Genomic DNA, 24,189 nt, shown 5'->3' on the forward strand with positions numbered 1-24,189 from the left:
AATTACTTCTTTTCGTGTGAAATTTCTAAAAAATCTTCGCGTATTGGACTAAATACATCAATAAGAACTCCAGCTTCCAAACATACTGCTCCATGAGGAACATTAGGCGGAATAAAGAATCCATCACCTGCATTTAATACTTTTTTGTCATCTCCGATAGTAACTTCAAAACTTCCAGATTCAACATATGTTGTTTGAGAATGAAAGTGGTCATGAATGTATCCAATTGCCCCTTTTTCGAAGTTTACTTTAACCATCATTATATTAACATCATATCCGATCATTTGACGTGTAATACCTTCTGCGGCTTGTTCCCATGGTTTGTCTTTGGTTACAAAGAATACTTCACTCTTAATTTTTGAGTAGCTCATTGTTTAGTTAGTTTTTAAATTATAATTGCCTGTCCACTGATATGTTTTATTACCAATAGTCAATTCATGTTGTTTGTGTGGGTCGTGTTCTTGATTAACGACCGTTAGTGTATAACTTTCATTATTTTTGAATTTCACTTCTACGATAGTATAGTTATTATCAGAATAGATCAGTTCAATATTTTTAACATCAGAATGTGGATTTTGTACAGATTCTAATTTTGGATCAAAATTCCCGTGAGGTTCTATAACATTTACAAAAACATGATCCTTCTTGTTCTTTTCTCTTAGCATATATGACGCTTCATTTCTAAGATTGAAATTAGGATCGTTAGCTCCTAGACTCGCAAAGACCATATTACTTTCCTTATCTATTAGACTTGAGATAGAGTAGAAGCTATTTTGGTTTAACCAAGTTAGCGTTGCAAAATTTTGATCACTCTTACCTTCGGCTAGTTTCCATAGATGTTGGTATCCATTCTTAATTCCAAGTGGATCTAATGTATTTTCTTTGAGATACTCAAAATTAGTTTCCATTACTTGTCCTTGATACATAAAGTTTAGATCGTATTGATGAGCTTCTTTAGCAGTAATTGCATATACATCTATAACGAAAGGAGGTCTTTCTGTAGCTTCATTTTTAACTAAGGCCAGTGTTCTTTGCATATGAACTCCTGGGTATGCATTTTCTTCTTTAGCACTAACAATTTGAAGGTTATTATCTTTCAAGTTTGAAAAAAGAAGTTTTGGATTTACTTTACTCGATGCTTTTACGTTAGCTCCAAATTGAGAAGACTCATCTACAGTAACTGTATTATGCGCTATAGTTTGTTTTGCCCACGTTTTGTTTTCTGGTAGATATCTTCCTCCTTGTTTTGATTCTACATTCAAAAATCTTGCAGCGCCATAATCTTGTAAAATTTCTTGTTTTCCATCATACAGAAATATAGACAGTCGATCAAAATGACCATGTCCCATCCCTTGAGAAGCAAATTTAAAAACGGTGGTAAGTTTTTTGTCTTTTTTACCATTAGACATACGTAATAATGCTAAACCTCCATCCTTTCCATCTTTTCCGTCTGTAATTAGTAGCGGTTTTTTTTCGTACGATTTTGGTTTATAATCTTTCAGAGCTTTAGCTACCTCAAGTCCAGCACCTGATATGCTGACTTTTTCATGTGCTAAAGTAATAGGCAGTAGCGAGCTGTCTTTATAGTAGGCGTAGGCAATATTGCTGGCAAATATCAATTCACTGGTTAAATAGTTCTTTTCTTTTAATGCATCATTAAAAGGAAAAAATGCTCCATTTTCGTCAGTTAGTTGCAATACTGTGGTTACCGCTTTACCTAATAATTGATCTCGGTATTCAAAGATTTTAAGATCAGGTTGATTGATCTGGATAGCTTGAGCGAAAAGCATAAAAGGCATCATAGCATATCGCTGATAATAAGGACCTTCAGAATAGTATCCTTCCGGAGAAAAAAGCATATCTATCTGCTTAAGAAAACCTGTTTCTTTATCTTTATTACTACCGTATAAAGCACGGTCGACCATATCCTGATCTTTGAGAACATATCCTGTCATACCTACGCCCGCTACTGCCCAGGTTCCATGGTTATGTATTTTATTGAAGGTTTTTTTAGAATCAACACTAATAAATTCTGCTACTTTCTTAAAAACTTGGTCTTCTATTATTTTCTTATTTTCTTCAGAAATTACATCACTTACCAGATTATATGCTTGTATTGAATTAACTAACCAAACACTTTCATTTAATCCTTGCCAGAAAAGCTTTCCAGCTGGGTGATTTTTTTTACTTTTTGGATGTAAAGGTAAACTAGGATACATTTTAGCATACGCTAATAACATATCAGTAACAAACTTGGAGTATTTAGTGTCTTCAGTAATTATATATGAAATTCCTGCAGAATACATTTCTCCATAATTACGTTTGTGTTTTTCATGTGTATATCCACCACCAGGATCTTTTGGAATAGGCACTTCAATACCATTCTTAATTGCTTTGTCTGCTTTTTCTTTATGTTGTTCAAAGGAGACTTTTAAAACATCATTAGTGTTTAGTAATTTTTTTATTTCATTAGCTTCAGAAGTAGATAAAGAAAGTGTTGGTTTTTGATTTTTAATCTCTGTTTTGGTTGATGCTGTGTTTTCGTTTTTGGTACAGCCAAAACTTAGAATACTAAGAGTTAGGGTTAGGCAAAGAATGCCTAACCTTAACCGAATAGTATGTAAAGGTGATTGGATCATTTATAATATTATGAAAATTCGTTATTTATTGTTTTTTAACCTTGATCTTTCCAGTTAGTCTCATCCGTAATGGAAGCTGCTGAGTAATCTACAGCTCCAAACTCTGTTAATACTCTGTCGGTTACAATTATCCAATCGTAATCAGCTGATCTTGGTATATTATCAGAAGAGCTACCTGCTGTAAGACGGAAATGAAATCTTGAAAAATCTGCTGCACTATCCATAAAACCATTAAGTCTTACAGCAACTAATACCCATTCTCCTCCTGTGTCTAAAAGAGGACCATTAGATTCTCTACGCTGAGCACTTGAAGTTCCTAGATATATTTTTGTTCTACAGTTTGCTCCATTAATTCTCATCCAGAAATGTAATACAGGGTTTCCGCCAAATCTACCAGCTGGATCTAATAAAGCAGCTGATTCTTCTCCCATTTCTTCGGTTCCAAAATCATCGCTAAAATCATAACAATATATAGAGGCTAAAGTACTAGTAGTAGCTTTAGGGTAATCTAAGTGCAAATATCTACTTCCAAAAGATTCTGTCATTCCTGGGAATCTTGGTTGTTCTGCTTCGTCTTCTCCCAATGATAAAACCACTTCAGTAGGATCACCATTCTTATTATCTCTTACAGTTTCTAAAGCTTTCGTATCAAAATCATAATATTCGTAATATGGTCCGTTGATGTATGGTATATTAAACACAGTTTGACGCATTTCTGTATCTGTAATGATAACTTCAGATATGCCTGTTGTTACTCCAGATGGAACCATAAAAGTTAAATCAGTAGGAGAGGTAGTAATTGTTGCCTCAATACCATCAACTGTAACAGATGTTGTAAAATTGATATTAGCTCCTGTGATTGTTACCATATTATCTCTAGCCATTATTCTAGGCACATTATCTGGTTCTGGTGTTGGTATGTTAACTAAGAAAGAAGAACTTAATTCCTGTGCAATTTCTCCGCTATTACTATTATAAGTTAAATTAATAGCAACAGGATCTAGAGTTCCTGGGTTTGGCACAGTTACTACAATTACATCATTTTCTTGAAAAGATATAACACCAGCTACGCCTCCAAAAGTAACACTTGATACTACACCAAGATTAGCTCCTTCTATGATTAGTAAATCATTTGCTGTAGCCTCACTAGGGATTGCACTCGTTACTGATGGTACAGGATACGATACAGTTAAACTTTCGGTAGAAGTAGCTGTAAATTCCAAGTTTTCTGCACCTTGTCTACTTAAATCATTGATAAGTACGATTTGCCCAGAAATAACAGCAGGGTCGATTCTTAGTAAAATTTGAGTATCACTAATTTTACTTTTAATTTCAGTAGGTATTCCACCTATGGTTGCTCTATCCACAAATTGAAGAAATTCCCCTTCTACAAGTACTTCTTCAAGTATTTCTGCACTAGATGGAGAAAAATTAGAGATTATTGGAGTTGCAGATTCTATTTCTTCAACAGTTTGATCCACTTCGATATCCGCATCACAAGACGAGGATATTACAAATATCAACATTAAACAGAAAACCAATAGACCTGCTAAGATTCTCTTAAAAGATGCTTCGTAATTTTTCATAATTCTATTGTGTTAATTTTATTTTTTAGTATCCCATTTCAGTCCAATATGTTGTTCTTTTCGCAATGGCGATTTTTCACTTGGAATGAATTTTTCTTTATCTTCCCATTTAGGGTTTTTATATATTACATTTTTTTCAGATGCTCCTTTCGTTGCTTTTACAGTGCCACAATCAAAAACGACACAGTTACTTATCTTATTCTTGCTTCCATTTAAGTTAACAGGGTTAATTACTTTGTAGCTTTTTTCGAAAACTGAATTTTTGATGTTTACTGTTACAATCCCCTTGGTTCTAAGCACGGTACCTTTTTCTACATTTCCCACATTACTAAACACAGAGTTTTGTACAGAAAGATTACCTCCTAAAGTAGATTCGTCAGTTCCTCCACGATAATAATTTAAAGCCCATTGTTCTATGTCTTTAAAAATTGTGTTATTAATACGTACTATTTGAGCACTATATTTTCCGAAACTTTCTTTTTCTTCTGAAAGATTGATCCCTCGGTATGAGTTTTCAATTCTAGAATTAGCAATACTTAAAGTATCTGCAAAAGTTCCTTTGTATCCTTTGAAAAAACTACCCCCTTTTTTGTTTTTAAACCCATGAATATGACAATTGTCAATAAATACAGAGTATGATTCGGCGACACCTTTGTCAGGAGAGACTACAGCATATTTTATAGGTGTTTTTAAGTTTCCAGAAATTTCTAAATTATTTAAGTATAAGCTATTACCACCTTCTACTCTAAAGAAATATGTTGGGTTTTTTTCTAAACCTTCTTTTACTTTTAATATAGGTTTTTTACCTTTAGTTTCTCCTTGAATAGTAATGTTTGTTGTAATTTTTATTCCTTTTTCTAGAATGTATTCTCCAGATTTTAATTTTAGAATACTACCGAAAGAAGCCTTTTTTAATGCCTTACGCAATGTTCCTAAACCTGGTTCTACTTCAATGATTTCTGATGTAGCCACAAGTTTCTTAGGTTTTGTTTTAGAGTCCCAAGAGGTTCCACTTCTAAGAATCAATGCCTTAGGGAACTTATTATTTCCTAGGTTATAAGCACCAGCAATGAAAGTAGTTCTTTTTGCTCCGGTAATATCCAGTTTAGGTGATTTAGCTTCAGGTTTCGAATTTTTAATTAATTCTTCGTTCGTTTCAGTTGGGATGTAAAGAATATCTTCAAATGTATCCCAATTTACTTTCATTTTTGTAAAGCCTTCTTGATCAAAATTTTTCTGAGTATCTAAAATATTCCCATAGAAATTAAATCCATCTATTTTATCATGTATTGTTGCTATATCACCATTTTTATCATTGTATATGATATTATTAGAAAAGGTTGTATTTATTGGGGTTAATGACCTTTCTTCATCACTACCAGCGCAAAGTTGAATTGGAGAACAATTTATGATAGTATTGTTCTGAATTTTTACATCATTAACTTGATGATATCTATTTGCAGGGCTATTAGGTACGCCATTCATTACAACTATTGGCCCTCTAAAACCATCACCTGTAAGATTCATCATTAAGTTATTTCTAACAACATGACCTGCATTTATAATTCTTATACCACCAGTATTTGGTTTTTGATTTCCTATAAATACATTACCTTCTATTAGGCACTTGTTTCCGTGTCTTAATGTTAAGACACCTTCACTTTCTAAAAAGAGATTGTTACGATATACGTTGTTACCTGATTTATTAGAAATAATTTCTAACTCTCCATTACATTTTTCAAAAACATTATCCTCTACAATTGTTCTGGAAGATAATAATGAATTTTTACTAGTTCCAATTCTAATAGTTTCCCCACCATTAAAACCTAAAGTAGGTCTTTCTCCAAAATAATTATGATCAATTCGATGGTTGTTTTCTATATGCTCTTTTCCCTTTAACCATACAACTAGAGTAGTGCCAGAGTTAATTTTCCCTACAAAATAGTTGTGATCTATTCTGTTATTTTTACCCCAAACACTTATCCATTTATAATCGATAGATTTTTTACTTGGATTGTAATATGTAATTGCACAATCAGTAAGTCTGGAGTGACTTGCATATTCCTTAGAATTCACTCTAAACGAAATCACTGATTTTCCAGAAGTGTAACCATTCTTAAACCACAACCCTTTGATTAATAAATGAGTTCCAGCTATTTTTAGGTTGGAATCTCCGGTAAGGATTACCTTACCGGATTCTTCTGCTTCTATAATAATAGGGTTTTCTGATGTTCCTTCACCTTTAGCTACTAATTTTACATCTTTCCATTCTCCATTTTTTAATATTATACGATCTCCTGCTTTTACAGATTTTATAGCATTATTGAATTCATCAATAGTTGCTACTTTAATCTCATTAGCAAAACATGTACATCCAATAAAGAATAGTTGAATGGATACTATTGTAGTAATGATATGTTGCTTATTTATAATCATTAATAACCTATATTTTGAGCTAAATTAGGGTTTAGGTCAATTTCTCTTTGTGGTATTGGTAATAGTAATTGAAAATCCGAAATAGGACTTGCATCAAGATCAGGATTGTCTGGATTGTTATAAGCAAACTCTGTTGTAAAATGTTCATTTATTACAGTCAAAGCTCTATTAGTTCTTAGTAGGTCAAAGAATCTATGATTTTCGAAAGCAAACTCAAGACGTCGTTCATTTTCTAAGGCTAATTTAAAAGCAAAGCTAGAGTTTACATCAGCTTCTAATAGATCATCTAGACCAGCACGTGTTCTTACCTTGTTTAGTTCGATTAAGGCTTCAGAAATTCCTCTAGCGTCTACATATGCTTCAGAAAGCATTAATAGCACATCAGCAAATCTTGTAACTGGCCAATCTACATCACCATCATCCAGTGCGTTAAATGCCGAATTGTATTTAGTAACGTGCTTGTTAAAGATTTCAGTTCCGTTAGTTGCAATATAACTGTCCGCCATGGATGAAGGTTTTCTTGAATCATTTATTAGATATAAATCGGATATATCTTCTGTAGGTACATTAAGTCCATCACCATTACCAAAAACTACGTTTCCATCACTTTGTAAAGGAGCAAAGAAGTTCGGAAAAGGGGAACCTAAACCTATAAGTCCTTGTTCATATCGAACAGAAAAAATTACTTCATTGTTTAATTCATCACCTGGTTCAAACAGGTTATCATAATCGGTAACTAGATCATTTATTCCTCTGTCTCTAACATATTCTAGCTGAGTAATTGCAGCTTCTAGATCTCTATCAGGATTCGTTAAATGAACTTTTCCTAATATAGTTCTTGCTGCTATTGCTGTTGCTCTACCGAATTCTGAATCATCGTATTGTTCTGGTAAAAGTGCGATTGCATCTTCTAAGTCTTGAATAATAAAAGGATATACTTCTGATTGAGGTCTACGAGATAATTGAAAACCTTCTTCACCAATTAAAACTCTATCTACAATCACAATACTACCATATAACCTTGTTAAGTTAAAATGCATTAACGCTCTAAGAAATTTGGCTTCACCTTCATATTGATTTCTTAAGTCTTCATCAACTGCAACATCGATGTTAGCTATGATTCTATTAGCTAAAGCTATTGTTTTGTAACAATTAGCATAGTAAGCTTGATTTATCGAATTATTGGTATCTACTGTAAGTCGATCCAATGTAAAACGAGGAGCATCTGATTCTGGAGATCTATCTGGATTTGTAAATGTATTATCAGAACGAAGTTCTGTAATATTCCATTCTACTTCCATCACATCATATAAACTAGAATATGAAGCAATTACTCCTCTATTTAACTCTTCTTGGTCTTGATAGAAGTTGTCATCTGTTCTAAAAGAAGTTACTTCTTCTTCTAGATCACAAGACACCATCAATAATGTCAATGACAATGCATAAATATTAAAATTTATGAATCTATTTTGAAGTTTAAAAATATGTTTCATTATGTATATTTTTTAGTCCGTTATTTCATTCATTGGAATTAGCTTTTGCTAATTAAATATGAAATAGACTATCATTAATTGCTTTTTAGAAATTGATATCTAATCCAAGTGCTAGTTGCCTTTGCACTGGTGTAACTCCTCTTTGATACCCTCTGATCAAAACATTGTTTCTATCTGTGTTTCCTTCGGGATTATTACCTAAATAATCATCTGCAGCTTGATACCATAAATTTTGTCCAGAGATATAAATTCTCATTTTTTCTAATCCCATTTTCTTAGTCGAATGAGTAGGTATAGAGTATCCTAGTACTACTTCTCTTAATGATATATAAGAAGCATCTTGAACAGCATAGTCTGTTTCTAACCATGGAACACCAATTCTAATTCCAGGTCTGCTAGCAGGGATATTTTCATTAAACCATTGGTCCTCTGCATATGTAGCTCCATATCGAGCAACTTCATTATAAAATGCTTCACCCCAAACAACTTCACCTCCTTGAGATCCTTGGAAAGAGAAATTAAGATCTAAGTTTCCGTATGTAAATGTGTTAGTGAAACCCCAAATAAAGTCAGGAAATGGATCACCAATTACAGTTCTATCATCTTCATTAATAACTCCATCACCGTTTACATCTACTCTTTTAAGTCCTCCAACTGCATCAGCAATACCACTTGGACTATTGGCTAAATCCTCAGCATTCTGAAAAATACCATCAGTTTGATATCCATAAAATTGAATATATGGTTCTCCTACACGAGTAATATATTGATCAGTCCGCTCTCCATTATTAATTATTCTTTCAGATCCACCGAATGAAATAAGTTTATTTTCATTAAATGAGATATTAGCACTCCCTTGCCATTTTAATTTTCCTCTTCCAAGATTTGTAGATAAATCAAATTCCCATCCTGAGTTTTGAACTTTTCCAATATTATTCCATTGCTCATCAAAACCAGTTGAATTGGAAATTTGTTGTCTTAACAGAAGTTTTTCGGATAGCTTATAATAATAATCTACGGTAAGGTTTACAGCACCATTGAAAAGACCTAGATCTATACCATTATTAAATTCAGTGTTTGTTTCCCAGGTAATATCAGGGTTTCCTTGTAAAAAATCTACTTCACCTTGTCCCGTTGTTACGCCACCAGTATTTCCTATACTGTAATTTCCGAAATCTACTATGGTTGGTGCTAAGAAATCAAATAGGGCAGGAGCAGATCCACTAATTCCCCAACTAGACCTTAACTTTAGGTTATTAATTGTATTACCAATGCTATTTCTCCAGAAATTCTCGTTAGCTACATTCCATCCCACAGATACAGAAGGGAAAAATCCATATTTGTTGTTTTTACCAAACTTATTGAAGCCATCGGCTCTTCCTGCTAAAGATACTAAGTAACGATCTTTATAAGCATAATTAATCCTTCCTAAGTATGAAGATAATACGGTTTTATCTTTTAAAGTAAATGTATTATCTAGATCTATAATTGTTCCACCGTTAAGAGTCGTTATAGTCTCATCATCAAAATTAGTTATTCTAAGGTTACTAAGACGTTCTGTAGTATTCTCGTAGGTGATACCTAATAATAATCCAATATCATGACCATTAAAATCTCTATTGTAGTTTAATGTATTCTCATTTATGTACTTAACAGTAAGTTGATCTGCTAAAATCCCTTCTGTTTCTCCGTCTCTATCACCATCTGAACCAAAATATTCTTCTCCTGTACGGTATCTTACATAACCACCTAATGAAGATCTTAAAGTAAGCCCTCGAGCTATTTTCCATTTCACAGAACCATTAGCAAGTAATCTATATTCAAAACGATTACGTCTGCTGGCTTCTTGTCTAGATATAGGATTAAAGTTAGATGAAGACCATAGGTTTTCTATATTACCTGTATTTTCTGTTAAACCAGTTACTGGATCTACATAATCAAAATTAAGGTTTCTAAAATGTAAAGCGTGTGCAAAACTTCCGACAGGTTGTCCTGTTAAATCGGATGTATATTGATTATGTCTAACAGGAATCCAAGTTTCATATCTTCCTGTATCTGTAAAATTAATAGAAGATCTTCTTGTAAGTGTATAAGAAGGATTTATTTTTAAATCAAAACTTAAGTTGTCTGACAATTTAGATTTAAGTCTAGCTGATAAGTTTAATCTTTCTAAATCATTATCTTTTCTAAGTCCTTCGTTATAAATATAGTTTGCAGATATTAAATAGTTTGTTCTGCTTCCACCTCCATAAACATTTAACTGATAATTGTCAATCCTAGCAGGGTTTCTCAATGCTTCATCTTGCCAGTTAGTAGGACCGCCAATGTTTTGAGCAATGGTTCTTTTTCCTATTTGAACATTATCATAATTTACAAAATTAGGTTCTCTATTTTCTTGCTGAGCATTAAAATTTTCTACTAATTGATCTCTACTTCGGTCTAAGTCAGAGAATGCAATTGCATCTATGATATCAATACTTCTTGCAGCTTGTTTAAAACCTGAGAGGGATTTGAACTCAAAAGAAGTTTTTTCTGCTTTTCCTTCTTTAGTAGTTATAAGGATAACACCATTCGCTCCTCTGGATCCATATATTGCCGTAGAACTCGCATCTTTCAATACTTCTATAGATTCTATGGTACTTGGATTTATAAATTGAAGTCCATCATCAAAAGGGAATCCATCAACAACAACAAGTGGAGCAGAACTAAGACTTATAGATCCAATACCTCTTACTATTATTTCTGGTTCATCACCAACATTACCAGTGGTATTTCTAATCTGAACTCCGGCAATTTTACCTTTTATACTATTAGAAACATCAGAATAAGGCAATTCATCTAAATTGGTGTTTTCTAATTTGGATACAGAAGCTGTTAAACTAGATTTCTTCTGAACTCCATATCCTATAACGACAACTTGTTCTAGTTCGGATGCCTCTTCTTCTAGAGCAATATCAAGTGTAGTTTGATTATCGATTGCCACTGTTATGGTTTTCTTTCCGGTAAAAGAGAATGAAACGACATCACCTTTGTTTACCTTAAGTTGATAAAATCCATCAAAATCCGTAGTAGTTCCCGTATTGGATTTCAATATCAATACATTAACTCCCGGTATTGGTATTCCATCTTCCCGAGAAGTTACTGTTCCTTCTAATGTAATGCTATCTTGAGCAAGCAACGTACAATGAGATAGAACAATCAGGAAGACTGCTATAATCTTTTTGAAATACATAAGTAATTATTTTTGTTTTTTAATGCTTTAGTTTAAATCATTAATTGATTTGTTTTCAATTTTAAAAGCAAAACCTATTTTTTGTAATTACTTACTTTATAAACAAATCATAAAAAATCATAAACGGAATGACGTTTATCTATTTTTTATATCTTTGTTTTTATCTATCTATAAGTAATTATAGTAATGATTTTACTTTTTAAACTAAGTAAAGTTTCGAAAATAAAGGGATTAGTGTGGTAGCTGTCCCTTTTTTTAGTTTTTATTGTTTGTGTTACATATTCGATTGGTATTAGATTTATTTCCTTTATTTTTTTTGATTTTCTTAATCATAACAAAATTTATATAAATCTTTAAAGTGCTCTTCTAGTTTAGCAACCGCTCTATCTGGATCTTTATCTATAATGGCATCTATAATAGCTTGATGTTCTTTAATTAATAAATGATTTTCATCTTTATTACAAACTTTGTTGGCAACAAAGTGGGTAATGATTTCTGGAGTAATTACTAACATTAAAGAGTTAATAACACTATTGCCACTAGCTTCAGAAAGTTTAAGGTGAAACATTAAATCTTCCTCTACCGCATTTAGACCATTAATTGCTTTTTCACTGTAGGCTTCATGTGCTGCTTGTATTTGACGTAAATGTTCATCTGATCTTCTTGTGGCAGCTAATCTTACAGCATTTGTTTCCAGTATCAATCTTGTTTCTACCAAGGATTTAAAATCAGGTTCTTGTAATTGTAAAATATCAGTCATCATTCCGTTAAGTGCGGTAACTCCTATATTCGATACTCTTGTCCCACTTTGGGGATATTTTTTAACCAACCCATAGAATTCTAATCGTTGAATTGCTTGGCGTAATTGATTCCTACTTACACCTAACTTTTCGGCAAGAACTCTTTCTGCAGGAAGCTTATCACCCGGTTCAAGTTGCTTAGAAACAATTAATTCCCTAATTTTAGAAATAATTATATCTTCGGAACCTTTCTTGGAGTTGGATATAACTTCCGTTTCCTTCTCTGTTTTTAATCGCATATACTGGGTTTGATTTTAACTGGTTGACCAATCTGGTTAACCAAAAGTATTGTTTTTTTTTATTATCACAAAATTTATATGTTAAAAATCTTATGAAAGTTTAAAAAAAGTAATGTTTTTTAACTAAAAACACATTCTATATGCTTTTCGTTTTGTGATATCGGTATTTTATAAACTACATATTTATTTATGGGGTAGCTTGTTGTGATACCCCTTTAGTTCGGTTTTTTTAGAATTATTACCTATTATATTATGTAGTTGAACAAATTATTTATTTAATCATCATAAATTATATTTTGTTTTAAGGTATTATTAAATCATTAATAATGAGTAAAATGTAAATTTATTATTGTTTTTTTAGGATTTATAAGGAATTGGGATGTTGATTTTATTAAAATGATAATTCTTTGATAAATTGGTTTTTTTATTTCAAACTAGAAATTATTTTTGCGTAATATTGTACCATCTAGTTAACGAAAGGGGCTACGGCCGACGATTTAGAGTTACTATTATGAAAACGCCAACATTTATTATTAGAGAAGTTAAAGTTCAATCCTTGAACAAATCAGTTGATATTAATATATCATCTATACGCCGTTTTCGTCGCCCCTTGGGGGTTTAAAATTATTATGAAGTAGGTGCGTCCTACTTCCCTTAGAAAAACATTCCTTTTTTCGATTTAGTTATTAATTCCTTTTAAAAGAATATTCTTTTATAATTGGTTTTTGACATAAACTACATTCGCATCTTCTCAGGAATCATATCTTTTAAATTTTAAGTATTGACACTTTTTTGATATTTATAATTCATGTACAAAATGAATTTTTATCAATAGAAAAGTTGTTCATAATTGCATCTGGCATTAAGAAAGAGTTATAGAAACAAACGGATGAAACAGATAGAAATAATCATAGCCACTAATGATCATCTTGAATACGCTCAGGAGATTTGTGATGTAATATCGGATTCTGCTAAAGTAAGAGGTACCGGTATTGCTAAACGAACACCTGATTATGTTAAAGGAAAGATGGAAAATGGAAATGCAATTATAGCATTGTGTAATGGAACGTTTGCAGGCTTTTGTTATATAGAGGTTTGGGGTCATGAAAAATATGTTGCGCATTCAGGTCTTATTGTACATCCCGATTATAGAAATCAGGGATTAGCCAAAAGAATCAAAGAATTTACTTTTAATTATTCTTTAAAAAAATATCCTGATTCTAAAGTTTTTGGAATTACTACAGGACTAGCCGTGATGAAAATAAATTCAGATTTAGGATATAAACCAGTTACATTTTCAGAATTAACCAATGATCCTAAATTTTGGGCTGGATGTAAGACTTGTACAAACTACGATATATTAAAAGCTAAAGATCATAAAATGTGTTTATGCACTGGTATGTTATATGACCCTTCTACTGAAGTGAAGAAAAAAGAAAAATGGTACGATAAAAAAGTATTAAAAAGATTAAAGAAAATAAAACAAACAATGCTAGCAAGCAATAAACAGTTGTTGTTATGGAAAAAGTAGTAGTAGCATATAGTGGAGGTTTGGATACCTCGTATTGTGTAAAATATTTAATTCATGAAAAAAAATTAGAAGTTCATACAATATTAGTAAACACAGGCGGATTTTCTGATGAAGAGCTCATACAAACCGAAAAAAGAGCGTATGAGTTAGGAAGTAGTTCTCATGTAAATAAAACAATATTAAACGAGTTTTATCAGAAAGCTATTAAATATCTAATCTTTGGTAATGTATTAAAAAATAATACATATCCTTTGTCTGTAAGCGCTGAAAGAATTTTTCAGGCAATTGAAGTAATTAATTACGCAAAAAAAGTTGGAGCAAAATATATCGCGCACGGAAGTACGGGTGCAGGAAATGATCAGATTAGATTTGATATGATTTTTCAGACATTGGCTCCAGAAATTGAAATTATTACTCCTATAAGAGATTTAAAACTTTCTAGACAAGAAGAAGTAGAGTTTCTTAAAAAACATCAGGTACACTATAGCTGGGAAAAGGCACAATATTCTATAAATAAGGGTATTTGGGGAACGAGTGTAGGAGGTAAAGAGACACTTACATCTAAAAATGCTTTGCCAGAGGATGCATATCCAAGTCAACTGAAAAAAGAAACAGAAGAAACGATCACGTTAAATTTTGAAAAAGGAGAATTAATTGGTTTAGATGGAATCAAAGATGAACCAGTTAAAAACATTCAGAAGTTAGAAGAATTAGCAAGCGCCTTTGCTATAGGTAGAGATATTCATGTAGGAGATACTATTATAGGTATAAAAGGAAGAGTTGGTTTTGAAGCAGCAGCACCTCTGGTAATAATCAAAGCCCATCATTTACTTGAAAAGCATGTGTTGACAAAGTGGCAACAATATTGGAAAGAACAATTAGCTAATTGGTATGGTATGTTATTGCATGAAGGTAATTATTTGGATCCTGTAATGCGAAATATTGAAGTATTTCTCGATGATTCTCAGAAATCAGTTACAGGTGACGTAATCGTAAAATTAAAACCTTATCATTTTACTTTAGAAGGAATCGAGTCAGAGTTTGATATGATGAAATCGGATTTTGGTCAGTATGGTGAGATGAATAATTCTTGGACTTCTGATGATGCTAAAGGTTTTATAAAAATCTATGGGAATGCAAATAAGATATATCACAATGTAAATCCTAGTGAGTCATGATAAAAGTAGGAATTATAGGAGGGTCTGGATATACAGCTGGTGAATTATTAAGATTGTTGGTTCACCATCCAGAAGTTGATTTAGATTTTGTGTTTAGCACGACTAATGCAGGTGTACCTGTTAGTAAACAGCATGTTGATTTATTAGGAGATATCACTCTTTCATTTACAGATACAATCAATCCAAATGTAGACGTTTTGTTTTTGTGCCTTGGGCATGGAAGATCTAGAGCTTTTTTAGAAACAAATACATTTTCTGAGACCACCAAAATCATTGATTTAGGAAATGATTTTAGGTTAGAGAGGGATCATAAATTTCAAAATAAAGATTTCGTATATGGTTTGCCAGAATTACAAAAGGACAAAATCATGTCTGCGCAGTACATAGCAAACCCAGGATGTTTCGCAACAGCCATTCAATTAAGTTTATTACCACTTGCATTTTCGGGTAAATTAATAGATACCGTTCACGTAAATGCTACTACTGGGAGTACGGGAGCTGGAGTAATGCCTGGCGGTACTACACATTTTAGTTGGAGAGATAATAATTTTTCTAGTTATAAGGTTTTTACACATCAACATTTGGATGAGATTCATCAGAGTATAAAACAATTGCAAACTAGTTTTGAATCTCCAATTTTCTTTATTCCCAACAGAGGTAATTTCAGTAAAGGGATTTATGCTACAATGTATACTAGATATGACGGATCCGAAGAAGAGGCTAAAGAACTTTACAATTCTTTTTATAAGGATGCAAAATTTACAGTTATATCAGATCAAGAAATTTATTTGAAGCAAGTAGTAAATACAAATAAATGTATTATTCATGTTACTAAAAAAGATGGGATGTTATTAATTACTTCTGTGATTGATAATTTGATTAAAGGAGCTTCTGGACAGGCAATTCATAATATGAATCTAATGTTTGGATTAGAAGAAAAAATAGGTTTAGAATTAAAAGCAAGTGCATTTTAAGATGAATAAAATAACGATCATAGGAGGAGGTAATCTAGGTAAATCTATAATATCTGGATTGGCAAATAGTGATTTATTTGAAGCGAAAAATATTATCGTAGTAGATAAATCAAAATATAATTTAAAAGAAGTAGAAGAAAAGCTAAGTGTATCAACATCGCAAGATATTATTACTTCTATAAAAGATGTTAAATGGGTAATCTTATGTGTGCAACCTCGACAGTTGGATGCTGTTTTACAAGAGATTAAAGATGTATTAAGTAATGATCAAATATTAATTTCAACAGTTACAGGTACTTCTATTGAAGAAATTAATGAGGTAGTTCCTAGTAATAAAGTAGTTCGGGTAATGCCCAACACTGGAGCGTCAAAAAAATTATCGATGACTTGTATTGCAGCTAATGATAATGTTAAAGAAGAATTATTGGTTGTAGAAAAGATGTTTAACACTATTGGAGAGACCTTAGTAATTGAAGAAAGACTGATGCAAGCAGCGACTGTTCTTGGAGCTAGTGGGATCGCCTTCTTTTTAAGATTTCTTAGAGCAATGATACAAGGAGGAATCCAGATGGGATTTCATCCACACGAAGCCCAGATAATAGCAGTGCAAACAGCCATAGGGGCGGCAACCCTGGTGGCGGAAAATGGTACCCATCCAGAACGAGAAATTGATAAAGTAACTACGCCACAAGGATGTACAATAGAAGGGTTAAATGAAATGGAGCATCAGGGATTGAGCTCATCCGTTATAAAAGGGGTAATGGCTTCTTATGAGAAAATTAATACTATAAAATAAAGTGCTATGAAACTATTTGATGTATACCCACTTTATGATGTCGAACCTGTTAGTGCGCATGACAGTATTGTTATTGATAAAAATGGTGTAGAATATTTGGATTTATACGGAGGACATGCAGTAATTTCAGTAGGTCACGGGCATCCACATTATGTTAAAAGATTAAAAGAACAGATAGAAAAAATCGGGTTTTATTCGAATGCTGTTCATAATAGTTTGCAATCAGAATTGGCAAATAAACTAGGCCAATTATCTGGATACAAAGAGTACCAGTTGTTTTTATGTAATTCTGGAGCTGAAGCAAATGAAAACGCATTAAAATTGGCTTCTTTTTACACAGGGAAATCGAGAGTTGTTTCTTTTCAGAATGGTTTTCACGGTAGGACTTCTGCAGCAGTTGCTGCGACAGATAATGAAAAGATCAATGCTCCTTTAAATCAACAACAAAAAGTTACTTTTTTACCATTAAATAATTTAGAAGTTGTAAAAACTGAATTAAAAAAAGGAGATGTATGTGCCGTAATTATAGAACCTATACAAGGAGTTGGAGGTTTAGATGAAGGAACTACTGAATTCTTTAAGGGATTAGAAGAGTTGTGTAAAGAAAACAACGTAGTTCTTATTCTAGATGAAGTACAAGCTGGATTCGGAAGGACAGGTAAATTCTTTGGACATCAGCATCATGGAATTACTCCAGATATTATCTCAATTGCTAAAGGTATGGGAAATGGTTTTCCTATAGGTGGAATTATGATAGCACCACATATAAAACCTAGTTATGGGTTGTTGGGTACAACTTTTGGCGGAAATCATCTTGCTTGTATAGCAGCATCTTCGGTTTTAGAAATATTAGAGACAGAAAACTTAATAGATAATGCTAGACTAACTGGTGATTATTTTGTTTCTCAAGCACTTCGTCTTCCTGGAGTCAAAAAAGTAAAAGGTAGAGGGCTAATGTTAGGTTTAGAATTTGAGTTTGAAGTAGGAGACCTTAGAAAAAAACTGATCTATGATCAGCATATTTTTACTGGTGGAGCGATGAATAAGAAGTTGTTAAGAATACTCCCGCCACTAACAATTGGAAAATCTGAAATAGACCAATTCATTAAAGCGTTACAAGATATTTTGGTGTTACAAAAGATATGATTATGAGCATAGTGTTAGATATATCACAAAGAAATTCAGTATTGAAAAAGATGGCAATTTTAGTGGATCAAAACCGGGATGAAATACTAAATGAAAATCTTATAGATCTTAAATCTTATCAAGGGAGTGATCTTGCAATGCGTGACCGTTTAAAAGTGGATGACCATAAAATTGAAGTGATGATTGCTGCTCTCAAGCAATTGGCATATCAAGAAGATCCAATTGGGGTAGAGCGATTCCGATTTACTCATGATAATGGTATGCAAGTGTACAATAAAACAGCACCTTTTGGGACAGTATTGATTATTTATGAATCAAGACCAGATGTAACAGTTGAAGCAGCTGGAATTGCATTTAAATCAGGAAATAAAATTTTACTAAAAGGAGGAAAAGAATCCTTACACTCTAATCTTGCAATAGCAAAACTTTGGCATCAAGCACTAAAGGAAGAGACTATCTCTTTAGATTGGATTACATACTTAAATTATAATAGACTAGAGACACAATCTTTTCTGGAAAAACCAACGCAAAATGTGGATTTAATTGTCCCTAGAGGAGGAGAAAGATTGATTGCATTTGTAAAGGAACACGCTACTTGCCCAGTAATTGTTAGTGGAAGAGGTAATAACTTTGTCTATGTCCATAATGAAGCGGATAAGGCATTGGCTTTGGATAATATTATTAATGGAAAAATTGATAAAATTTCAGCATGTAATGCAGTGGATAAAGTTCTAATTGATAAGAATCTTCCTAATAAGGAAGATTTCGTGAAAAACCTTATTACAACTCTTAAAAATTTCAATGTAGAAATATTAGGGGATACTTCTTTATCCAAATATGAAGAAGTTTTACCTATATCTGATAACAGTATTTGGCAAGAAGAATTTTTGGATTATAAGATAGTTATTGGAGAAACAGAGAATGCGCAAGAAGCAATTTCTACAATAAATGAATATAGCGGGGGACATTCTGCAGCAATTATTACAAGAAATCAGATAGAAGCTGAGACTTTTATGACCAACGTAGATTGCGCCGCAGTATATCATAATGCTTCTACAAGATTTACCGATGGTTTTCAATTAGGTTTAGGAGGAGAATTAGCAATAAGTACAGATAAATTGCATCAAAGAGGTCCAATAGGATTACAGCATTTGGTTACTAATAAATGGTATATACATGGTGATGGACAGATCAGATAAAAAGCGTATCGTACTAAAGATAGGGTCTAATGTTTTAACCAAAGGAACAGATCATATATCTAGAGGTAAGATAGAAGATATAGGTAAACAGATTGTTGCTTTACAAGATGCATATGAATTTGTAATTGTTAGTTCTGGTGCTATTGCTGTGGCTAAACAATTTGTGAACTTAGAAAGTAATGGGAAAGAAATTAATGTAAAACAAGCATTGGCATCTATTGGACAGCCTCATTTAATGAGGATTTTTCAAGAAAGTTTTAGAGATCTTGGATTACTAACATCCCAATGTTTATTGTCTTACTCCGATTTTGAAAGAGAACAATCTAAGAGAAATATAGTAAATACAATAAATGTATTATTGGCTAATAATTACATACCTATCATTAATGAAAATGATACTGTAGCTACTGATGAAATTAAATTTGGAGACAATGATAAATTGGCAGCATTGACAGCTTGTTTATTAGAAGTAGATTTATTAGTGATAGCTACAAATACCAATGGTATTTGTACTAAAGAATCAATAGAGAATGAAACCTTTAAAACAATAGATGAGGTGTATGATATGAAAGAATTAGCGGATGAAATTGTTTCCTCTATCTCTACACACGGAACTGGAGGAATGCAATCCAAAGTGCAGGCAGCGAGTATTACCCAAAATGAAGCCATAGAAACTTGGATTGTAAATGGGTTAGAAGATAATTTTATGGTAGATGCGATAGATAAGAAAGTTCCTTTTACCAAAATAGTTAAAGCAGTGTATAATGAATAATTACTTTTCAATAAAAGATGTTGATTCACTTGATACTTGGGTGAATGAAGCGATTGAATTAAAACAAAACCCTTTATCTAATAAGGTTTTAGGAGCTGATAAAACAATAGGTTTGTTGTTTTTTAATCCTAGTTTACGTACGCGTTTAAGTACTCAAAAAGCTGCTTTAAACTTGGGAATGAATGTAATTGTAATGAATTTTACGGGAGAAGGTTGGTCTCTGGAATATGGTGATGGTACAGTAATGGATCAAGGTAATTCTGAACACGTAAAAGAAGCAGCCCAAGTAGTCTCTCAATATTGTGATGTATTAGCAATTAGAGCATTTGCTAAACTAGAAAATAGAGAAGATGATTATAAAGAAAATGTACTAAAAAATTTTATGGTACATGCAACTATTCCTGTAGTTAATATGGAAAGTGCAACTGGTCATCCTCTACAAGCATTAACTGATGCAATAACGATCACGGAAAATAAACCAATACATAAACCAAAGATTGTATTATCATGGGCACCGCATCCGAAAGCCTTACCGCAGGCAGTTGCAAATTCTTTTGTAGAAATGGTGCAGCAAATGGAAGCAGATTTTGTAATTACCCACCCTGTGGGATTTGAGTTAGCCAGTCATATTACTAATGAGGTGCCCATTGATTACAATCAAGAAAATGCATTGAAAGACGCAGATTTTGTGTATGTAAAAAACTGGAGCTCATATGCCGAGTATGGAAAAACATCTCAGGATCAAAACTGGAAAATTACTGAAGAAAAAATGAAATTAACTAATAATGCTAAGTTCATGCATTGCTTACCAGTAAGAAGAAATGTAGTTGTAGATGATGCGGTAATTGATAGTGATAATTCCATTGTGATAGAACAGGCAAATAATAGAACATATGCTGCTCAATTGGTTTTAAAGAAAATTCTAGAAAAAACTAAGGGATGAAAAAACAAAAATTGTTAGTGGCTAAGATTGGTGGTAATATTATCGAAGACAAACATGTTTTGGATTCATTTTTGGAAGATTTTTCAAAAATTGAAGAGCCCAAAATATTAATTCATGGTGGTGGTAAATCAGCAACGAAGTTAGCTTCAAAATTAGGAGTTAAGACGGAAATGATCGATGGTCGTAGAATTACTTCTTCGGATAATTTAGATATTGTAGTAATGACATACGCAGGTTTATTGAATAAGACCATCGTTTCTGGCTTGCAAAAATATAATTGTAATGCGTTAGGGTTAACAGGTGCAGATGCAAATGTAATTGTTGCGGATAAAAGACCTCCACAATTTGTTGATTATGGATATGTTGGTGATGTTACAAATGTAAGTGGTAAGACTATCAAAGGGTTTTTAGAATTAGGAATAACACCAGTTTTTTGTGCTGTAACACACGATAAGAATGGTCAATTATTTAATACTAATGCGGATACCATTGCCTCAGAAGTTGCTTCAGCGATGGGAACATATTTTGATGTGTCATTATTTTATTGTTTTGAATTGAAAGGAGTTTTGGAGGACATAGATGATAAAGAATCTGTTATTGAATATATTGATTTAGAGAAGTATACAGAGTTAAGAGATTCCGAGGCAATTTCGGATGGGATGTTACCAAAATTGAAGAACTGTTTTGATGCATTACAAAAGAACGTACGTAAAGTACATATAGCAAATGCAGATTTTATAAAAGATAATACGATAAAACATACGACTTTAAGTCTATAAAAATGATACAAGAACTAACGAATAAAGCTATTGAGCTATTACATAAACTGATCGAAACTCAATCTTTTTCTTCAGAAGAAGAAGAAACAGCATTGTTGATAGAAGATTGGTTTAATAAATATAATATTCCTTTTGAAAGAGAGAACAATAATATTTGGGCATACAACAAAAATTTTGATGAAACCAAACCTACAATATTATTAAACTCTCATCATGATACTGTAAAGCCTAATGGTAATTATACCAATGACCCTTTTAAAGCATTTGTCGAAGACGGTAAATTATATGGATTAGGGAGCAATGATGCGGGAGGCTCTTTGGTGTCATTAATTGCTACATTTACCTATTTCTATGATCGAGATGACTTAAAATATAATTTTGTAATTGCAGCTTCTGCAGAAGAAGAGAGTAGTGGGCCTTTAGGGTTGAAAAGTATTCTGAAGTATCTAAAAAATGTAGAATTTGCAGTTGTTGGAGAGCCAACATTGATGCAATTAGCAATTGCAGAAAAAGGCTTGTTGGTATTGGATGTATCTGTAAAAGGCACAGCTAGTCATGCAGCACATCCTAATGATGATAATGCTATTTATAATACACTAGAAGTAATTGAATGGTTTAAGAATTATATGTTTGAAAATGGATCTGAAACTTTAGGAGAAGTTAAAATGACCGTTACCCAAATCAATGCAGGAAATCAACATAATGTGGTTCCATCTCATTGTAATCTTGTAATTGATATTAGGGTGAATGATAAATATAAAAATCAAGAGGTTTTAGAAATAGTTAAACAAGCAATGCCAAATAATGTCGAGGTACAACCTAGATCCTTGCATTTAGGTTCCTCATCAATACCAAAAGATCATGCAATTGTAAAATCAGGAATTGTTTTAGAGAGAACGACCTACGGTTCGCCGACACTTTCGGATCAATCGGTGTTAAGTTGTCCATCTTTAAAACTAGGTCCTGGAGATTCTACAAGATCGCATTCGGCTGACGAATTTATTTATGTAGATGAGATTAAGGAGGGCGTAGAGCTGTATATTAAAATTTTAGAAGGAATAGTATGAAACTTTGGGATAAAGGATTACCAACAGATCAAAAAATAGATATTTTTACTGTCGGTAACGATAGACAATTAGATTTAGTAATAGCTAAATATGATGTTCGAGCTACATTAGCACATGCTAAGATGTTACACAAGATAGAATTACTGACTGATAAGGATATTTCTACAATTGAAATAGAACTAAAAATATTGGCTGAGCAGATCGAAGACGGGACTTTTATAATTGAAGATCAATTTGAAGATGTACATTCTAAGATTGAATTCGAACTAACAAAAAAAATTGGAGATGCTGGAAAGAGAATTCATACTGCTAGATCTAGAAATGATCAGGTATTAGTAGCAATGCATTTATACCTGAAAGATGAATTATTGCAAATAAAATCCCAAATTAAAGAGTTGTCTGAGAATTTATTAGATGCTGCAGAATTATATAAAGAAGTTTTGTTACCGGGATATACGCATCTTCAGATTGCGATGCCATCTTCATTTGGACTTTGGTTTTCTGCCTATGCAGAGAGTTTTGTAGATGATTTACATTTTATAAATGCAGCATTAAAAGTTGTAGATCAAAACCCATTAGGGAGTGCAGCAGGATATGGGAGTTCATTTCCTATAGATAGAGAATTCACTACTAAAGAACTTGGTTTTGAAATCTTAAAATATAATGTAGTTGCAGCTCAGATGAGTAGAGGCAAATCCGAAAAGTCTACAGCTTTTGCAATGAGTAGTGTGGCAGGAACATTATCTAAACTGGCGATGGATGTTTGCTTATATATGAGTCAGAATTTTGATTTTATGAGTATCCCTTCAGAATTTACAACTGGTTCTAGTATTATGCCACATAAGAAGAATCCTGATGTATTTGAGCTAATTAGAGGGAAGTGTAATAAAATTCAAGCATTACCTTATGAATTAAGTTTATTGACTAATAATTTACCTAGCGGATATCATAGAGATTTACAATTACTTAAAGAAGGAATTGTCCCTGCAATTCAGGACCTGAAGGCATCATTAGAAATGGCTATCTATGCTTTGAAAAATGTGAAGATTAATGAAACAATATTAGATGATAATAAATATGATTATTTGTTTAGTGTAGACACATTAAATGAATTAGTGATGAAAGGAATGTCCTTTAGAGATGCCTATGTAAAAATAGGATTAGATATTGAAAATGGCAATTATAAGCCAGAGAAGAATACAAAGCATAGTCATTTAGGTAGTATTAATAATTTGTGTTTAGATGATATAAAGAAAAAGCTAGAATCTGTTTAAATAGATATAAAGTATATAAGAGAAGTTGGAGCAGTTAATTGAGTGTAAGTTGAGTTAGTTTAATTTTTTTAGCTTCAACCTAGACCCTCAGCGGAGTAGTTAACC

18 protein-coding genes are annotated in these 24,189 nt (G+C 32.4%); 11 read left to right on the forward strand and 7 right to left on the reverse strand.

The genetic code is table 11. From position 1 onward, the window contains the following. Positions 1-2: 2 nt before the first annotated feature. The 7 genes from D1815_RS01035 to D1815_RS01065 form a co-directional block, all read right to left on the reverse strand. Entirely contained in the window at positions 3-371 is a 369-nt protein-coding gene (locus D1815_RS01035; RefSeq protein WP_027392020.1) for a cupin domain-containing protein, read from the reverse strand. A gap of 3 nt (positions 372-374) precedes the next feature. Next, entirely contained in the window at positions 375-2,639 is a 2,265-nt protein-coding gene (locus tag D1815_RS01040) for a heparinase II/III family protein (RefSeq protein ID WP_118385582.1), read from the reverse strand. Between the two features lie 35 nt (positions 2,640-2,674). After that, positions 2,675-4,225 carry an IPT/TIG domain-containing protein gene (locus D1815_RS01045; protein WP_118385583.1) on the reverse strand — a complete coding sequence of 517 codons (1,551 nt, stop codon included), beginning with the start codon at positions 4,223-4,225 and terminating at the stop codon, positions 2,675-2,677. Positions 4,226-4,243: 18 nt separating this feature from the next. Further along, positions 4,244-6,661, reverse strand: coding sequence for a polysaccharide lyase 6 family protein (locus tag D1815_RS01050; RefSeq protein ID WP_233557540.1), 2,418 nt, complete (start codon positions 6,659-6,661; stop codon positions 4,244-4,246). Beyond that, on the reverse strand, positions 6,661-8,154 hold the full coding sequence (locus D1815_RS01055; RefSeq protein ID WP_035084532.1) for a RagB/SusD family nutrient uptake outer membrane protein: 1,494 nt from the start codon (positions 8,152-8,154) through the stop codon (positions 6,661-6,663). Before D1815_RS01055 ends, D1815_RS01050 begins: the two co-directional genes overlap by 1 nt. Positions 8,155-8,239: 85 nt before the next feature. After that, positions 8,240-11,386 carry a SusC/RagA family TonB-linked outer membrane protein gene (locus tag D1815_RS01060; protein ID WP_118385584.1) on the reverse strand — a complete coding sequence of 1,049 codons (3,147 nt, stop codon included), beginning with the start codon at positions 11,384-11,386 and terminating at the stop codon, positions 8,240-8,242. Positions 11,387-11,711: 325 nt separating this feature from the next. After that, positions 11,712-12,425 (reverse strand): FadR/GntR family transcriptional regulator, encoded by a 714-nt coding sequence (locus D1815_RS01065; RefSeq protein WP_118385585.1) that lies wholly within the window; start codon positions 12,423-12,425, stop codon positions 11,712-11,714. 889 nt (positions 12,426-13,314) lie between these two features. Between D1815_RS01065 and D1815_RS01070 the strand changes: the two genes are divergently transcribed. Genes D1815_RS01070 through argH form a run of 11 tightly spaced genes read left to right on the forward strand, consistent with a single transcriptional unit; the run spans position 13,315 to position 24,084 of the window. Next, the gene (locus D1815_RS01070) at positions 13,315-13,956 is read left to right on the forward strand and encodes a GNAT family N-acetyltransferase (protein ID WP_118385586.1); all 642 of its coding nucleotides are present in this window, start codon (positions 13,315-13,317) and stop codon (positions 13,954-13,956) included. After that, the gene (locus D1815_RS01075; protein WP_118385587.1) at positions 13,944-15,134 is read left to right on the forward strand and encodes an argininosuccinate synthase; all 1,191 of its coding nucleotides are present in this window, start codon (positions 13,944-13,946) and stop codon (positions 15,132-15,134) included. Before D1815_RS01070 ends, D1815_RS01075 begins: the two co-directional genes overlap by 13 nt. Further along, positions 15,131-16,108 (forward strand): N-acetyl-gamma-glutamyl-phosphate reductase, encoded by a 978-nt coding sequence (gene argC / locus D1815_RS01080; protein WP_118385588.1) that lies wholly within the window; start codon positions 15,131-15,133, stop codon positions 16,106-16,108. Before D1815_RS01075 ends, argC begins: the two co-directional genes overlap by 4 nt. A 1-nt stretch (position 16,109) precedes the next feature. Next, on the forward strand, positions 16,110-16,904 hold the full coding sequence (gene proC, locus D1815_RS01085) for a pyrroline-5-carboxylate reductase (protein WP_118385589.1): 795 nt from the start codon (positions 16,110-16,112) through the stop codon (positions 16,902-16,904). Between the two features lie 6 nt (positions 16,905-16,910). Then, positions 16,911-18,050, forward strand: coding sequence for an aspartate aminotransferase family protein (locus D1815_RS01090; protein WP_027392010.1), 1,140 nt, complete (start codon positions 16,911-16,913; stop codon positions 18,048-18,050). A 2-nt stretch (positions 18,051-18,052) separates the two neighbouring features. Then, positions 18,053-19,249 (forward strand): glutamate-5-semialdehyde dehydrogenase, encoded by a 1,197-nt coding sequence (locus tag D1815_RS01095; protein ID WP_118385590.1) that lies wholly within the window; start codon positions 18,053-18,055, stop codon positions 19,247-19,249. Further along, entirely contained in the window at positions 19,233-20,021 is a 789-nt protein-coding gene (gene proB, locus D1815_RS01100) for a glutamate 5-kinase (RefSeq protein ID WP_118385591.1), read from the forward strand. The genes D1815_RS01095 and proB overlap by 17 nt, the downstream gene beginning before the upstream one ends. After that, positions 20,014-20,964: an N-acetylornithine carbamoyltransferase gene (locus tag D1815_RS01105; RefSeq protein WP_027392007.1), complete on the forward strand. Its 951-nt coding sequence runs from the start codon at positions 20,014-20,016 to the stop codon at positions 20,962-20,964. Before proB ends, D1815_RS01105 begins: the two co-directional genes overlap by 8 nt. After that, complete coding sequence (gene argB, locus D1815_RS01110; RefSeq protein ID WP_118385592.1) at positions 20,961-21,743, forward strand: acetylglutamate kinase; 783 nt, start codon at positions 20,961-20,963, stop codon at positions 21,741-21,743. Before D1815_RS01105 ends, argB begins: the two co-directional genes overlap by 4 nt. 2 nt (positions 21,744-21,745) lie before the next feature. Beyond that, complete coding sequence (locus D1815_RS01115) at positions 21,746-22,810, forward strand: M20 family metallo-hydrolase (RefSeq protein WP_199726720.1); 1,065 nt, start codon at positions 21,746-21,748, stop codon at positions 22,808-22,810. Next, a complete protein-coding gene (argH, locus tag D1815_RS01120) occupies positions 22,807-24,084 on the forward strand; it encodes an argininosuccinate lyase (RefSeq protein WP_118385594.1) in 1,278 nt (425 codons plus the stop codon). Before D1815_RS01115 ends, argH begins: the two co-directional genes overlap by 4 nt. Positions 24,085-24,189 lie beyond the last annotated feature (105 nt).

Source organism: Aquimarina sp. AD1, from assembly GCF_003443695.1.
Lineage (GTDB): Bacteria > Bacteroidota > Bacteroidia > Flavobacteriales > Flavobacteriaceae > Aquimarina > Aquimarina latercula.

Excerpts from the sequence above, each read along its gene's own strand:
- D1815_RS01035 (WP_027392020.1), bottom strand. The coding sequence starts at position 371 with ATGAGCTACTCAAAAATTAAGAGTGAAGTATTCTTTGTAACCAAAGAC.
- D1815_RS01040 (WP_118385582.1), bottom strand. The coding sequence starts at position 2,639 with ATGATCCAATCACCTTTACATACTATTCGGTTAAGGTTAGGCATTCTT.
- D1815_RS01045 (WP_118385583.1), bottom strand. The coding sequence starts at position 4,225 with ATGAAAAATTACGAAGCATCTTTTAAGAGAATCTTAGCAGGTCTATTG.
- D1815_RS01050 (WP_233557540.1), bottom strand. The coding sequence starts at position 6,661 with ATGATTATAAATAAGCAACATATCATTACTACAATAGTATCCATTCAA.
- D1815_RS01055 (WP_035084532.1), bottom strand. The coding sequence starts at position 8,154 with ATGAAACATATTTTTAAACTTCAAAATAGATTCATAAATTTTAATATT.
- D1815_RS01060 (WP_118385584.1), bottom strand. The coding sequence starts at position 11,386 with ATGTATTTCAAAAAGATTATAGCAGTCTTCCTGATTGTTCTATCTCAT.
- D1815_RS01065 (WP_118385585.1), bottom strand. The coding sequence starts at position 12,425 with ATGCGATTAAAAACAGAGAAGGAAACGGAAGTTATATCCAACTCCAAG.
- D1815_RS01070 (WP_118385586.1), top strand. The coding sequence starts at position 13,315 with ATGAAACAGATAGAAATAATCATAGCCACTAATGATCATCTTGAATAC.
- D1815_RS01075 (WP_118385587.1), top strand. The coding sequence starts at position 13,944 with ATGGAAAAAGTAGTAGTAGCATATAGTGGAGGTTTGGATACCTCGTAT.
- argC (WP_118385588.1), top strand. The coding sequence starts at position 15,131 with ATGATAAAAGTAGGAATTATAGGAGGGTCTGGATATACAGCTGGTGAA.
- proC (WP_118385589.1), top strand. The coding sequence starts at position 16,110 with ATGAATAAAATAACGATCATAGGAGGAGGTAATCTAGGTAAATCTATA.
- D1815_RS01090 (WP_027392010.1), top strand. The coding sequence starts at position 16,911 with ATGAAACTATTTGATGTATACCCACTTTATGATGTCGAACCTGTTAGT.
- D1815_RS01095 (WP_118385590.1), top strand. The coding sequence starts at position 18,053 with ATGAGCATAGTGTTAGATATATCACAAAGAAATTCAGTATTGAAAAAG.
- proB (WP_118385591.1), top strand. The coding sequence starts at position 19,233 with ATGGACAGATCAGATAAAAAGCGTATCGTACTAAAGATAGGGTCTAAT.
- D1815_RS01105 (WP_027392007.1), top strand. The coding sequence starts at position 20,014 with ATGAATAATTACTTTTCAATAAAAGATGTTGATTCACTTGATACTTGG.
- argB (WP_118385592.1), top strand. The coding sequence starts at position 20,961 with ATGAAAAAACAAAAATTGTTAGTGGCTAAGATTGGTGGTAATATTATC.
- D1815_RS01115 (WP_199726720.1), top strand. The coding sequence starts at position 21,746 with ATGATACAAGAACTAACGAATAAAGCTATTGAGCTATTACATAAACTG.
- argH (WP_118385594.1), top strand. The coding sequence starts at position 22,807 with ATGAAACTTTGGGATAAAGGATTACCAACAGATCAAAAAATAGATATT.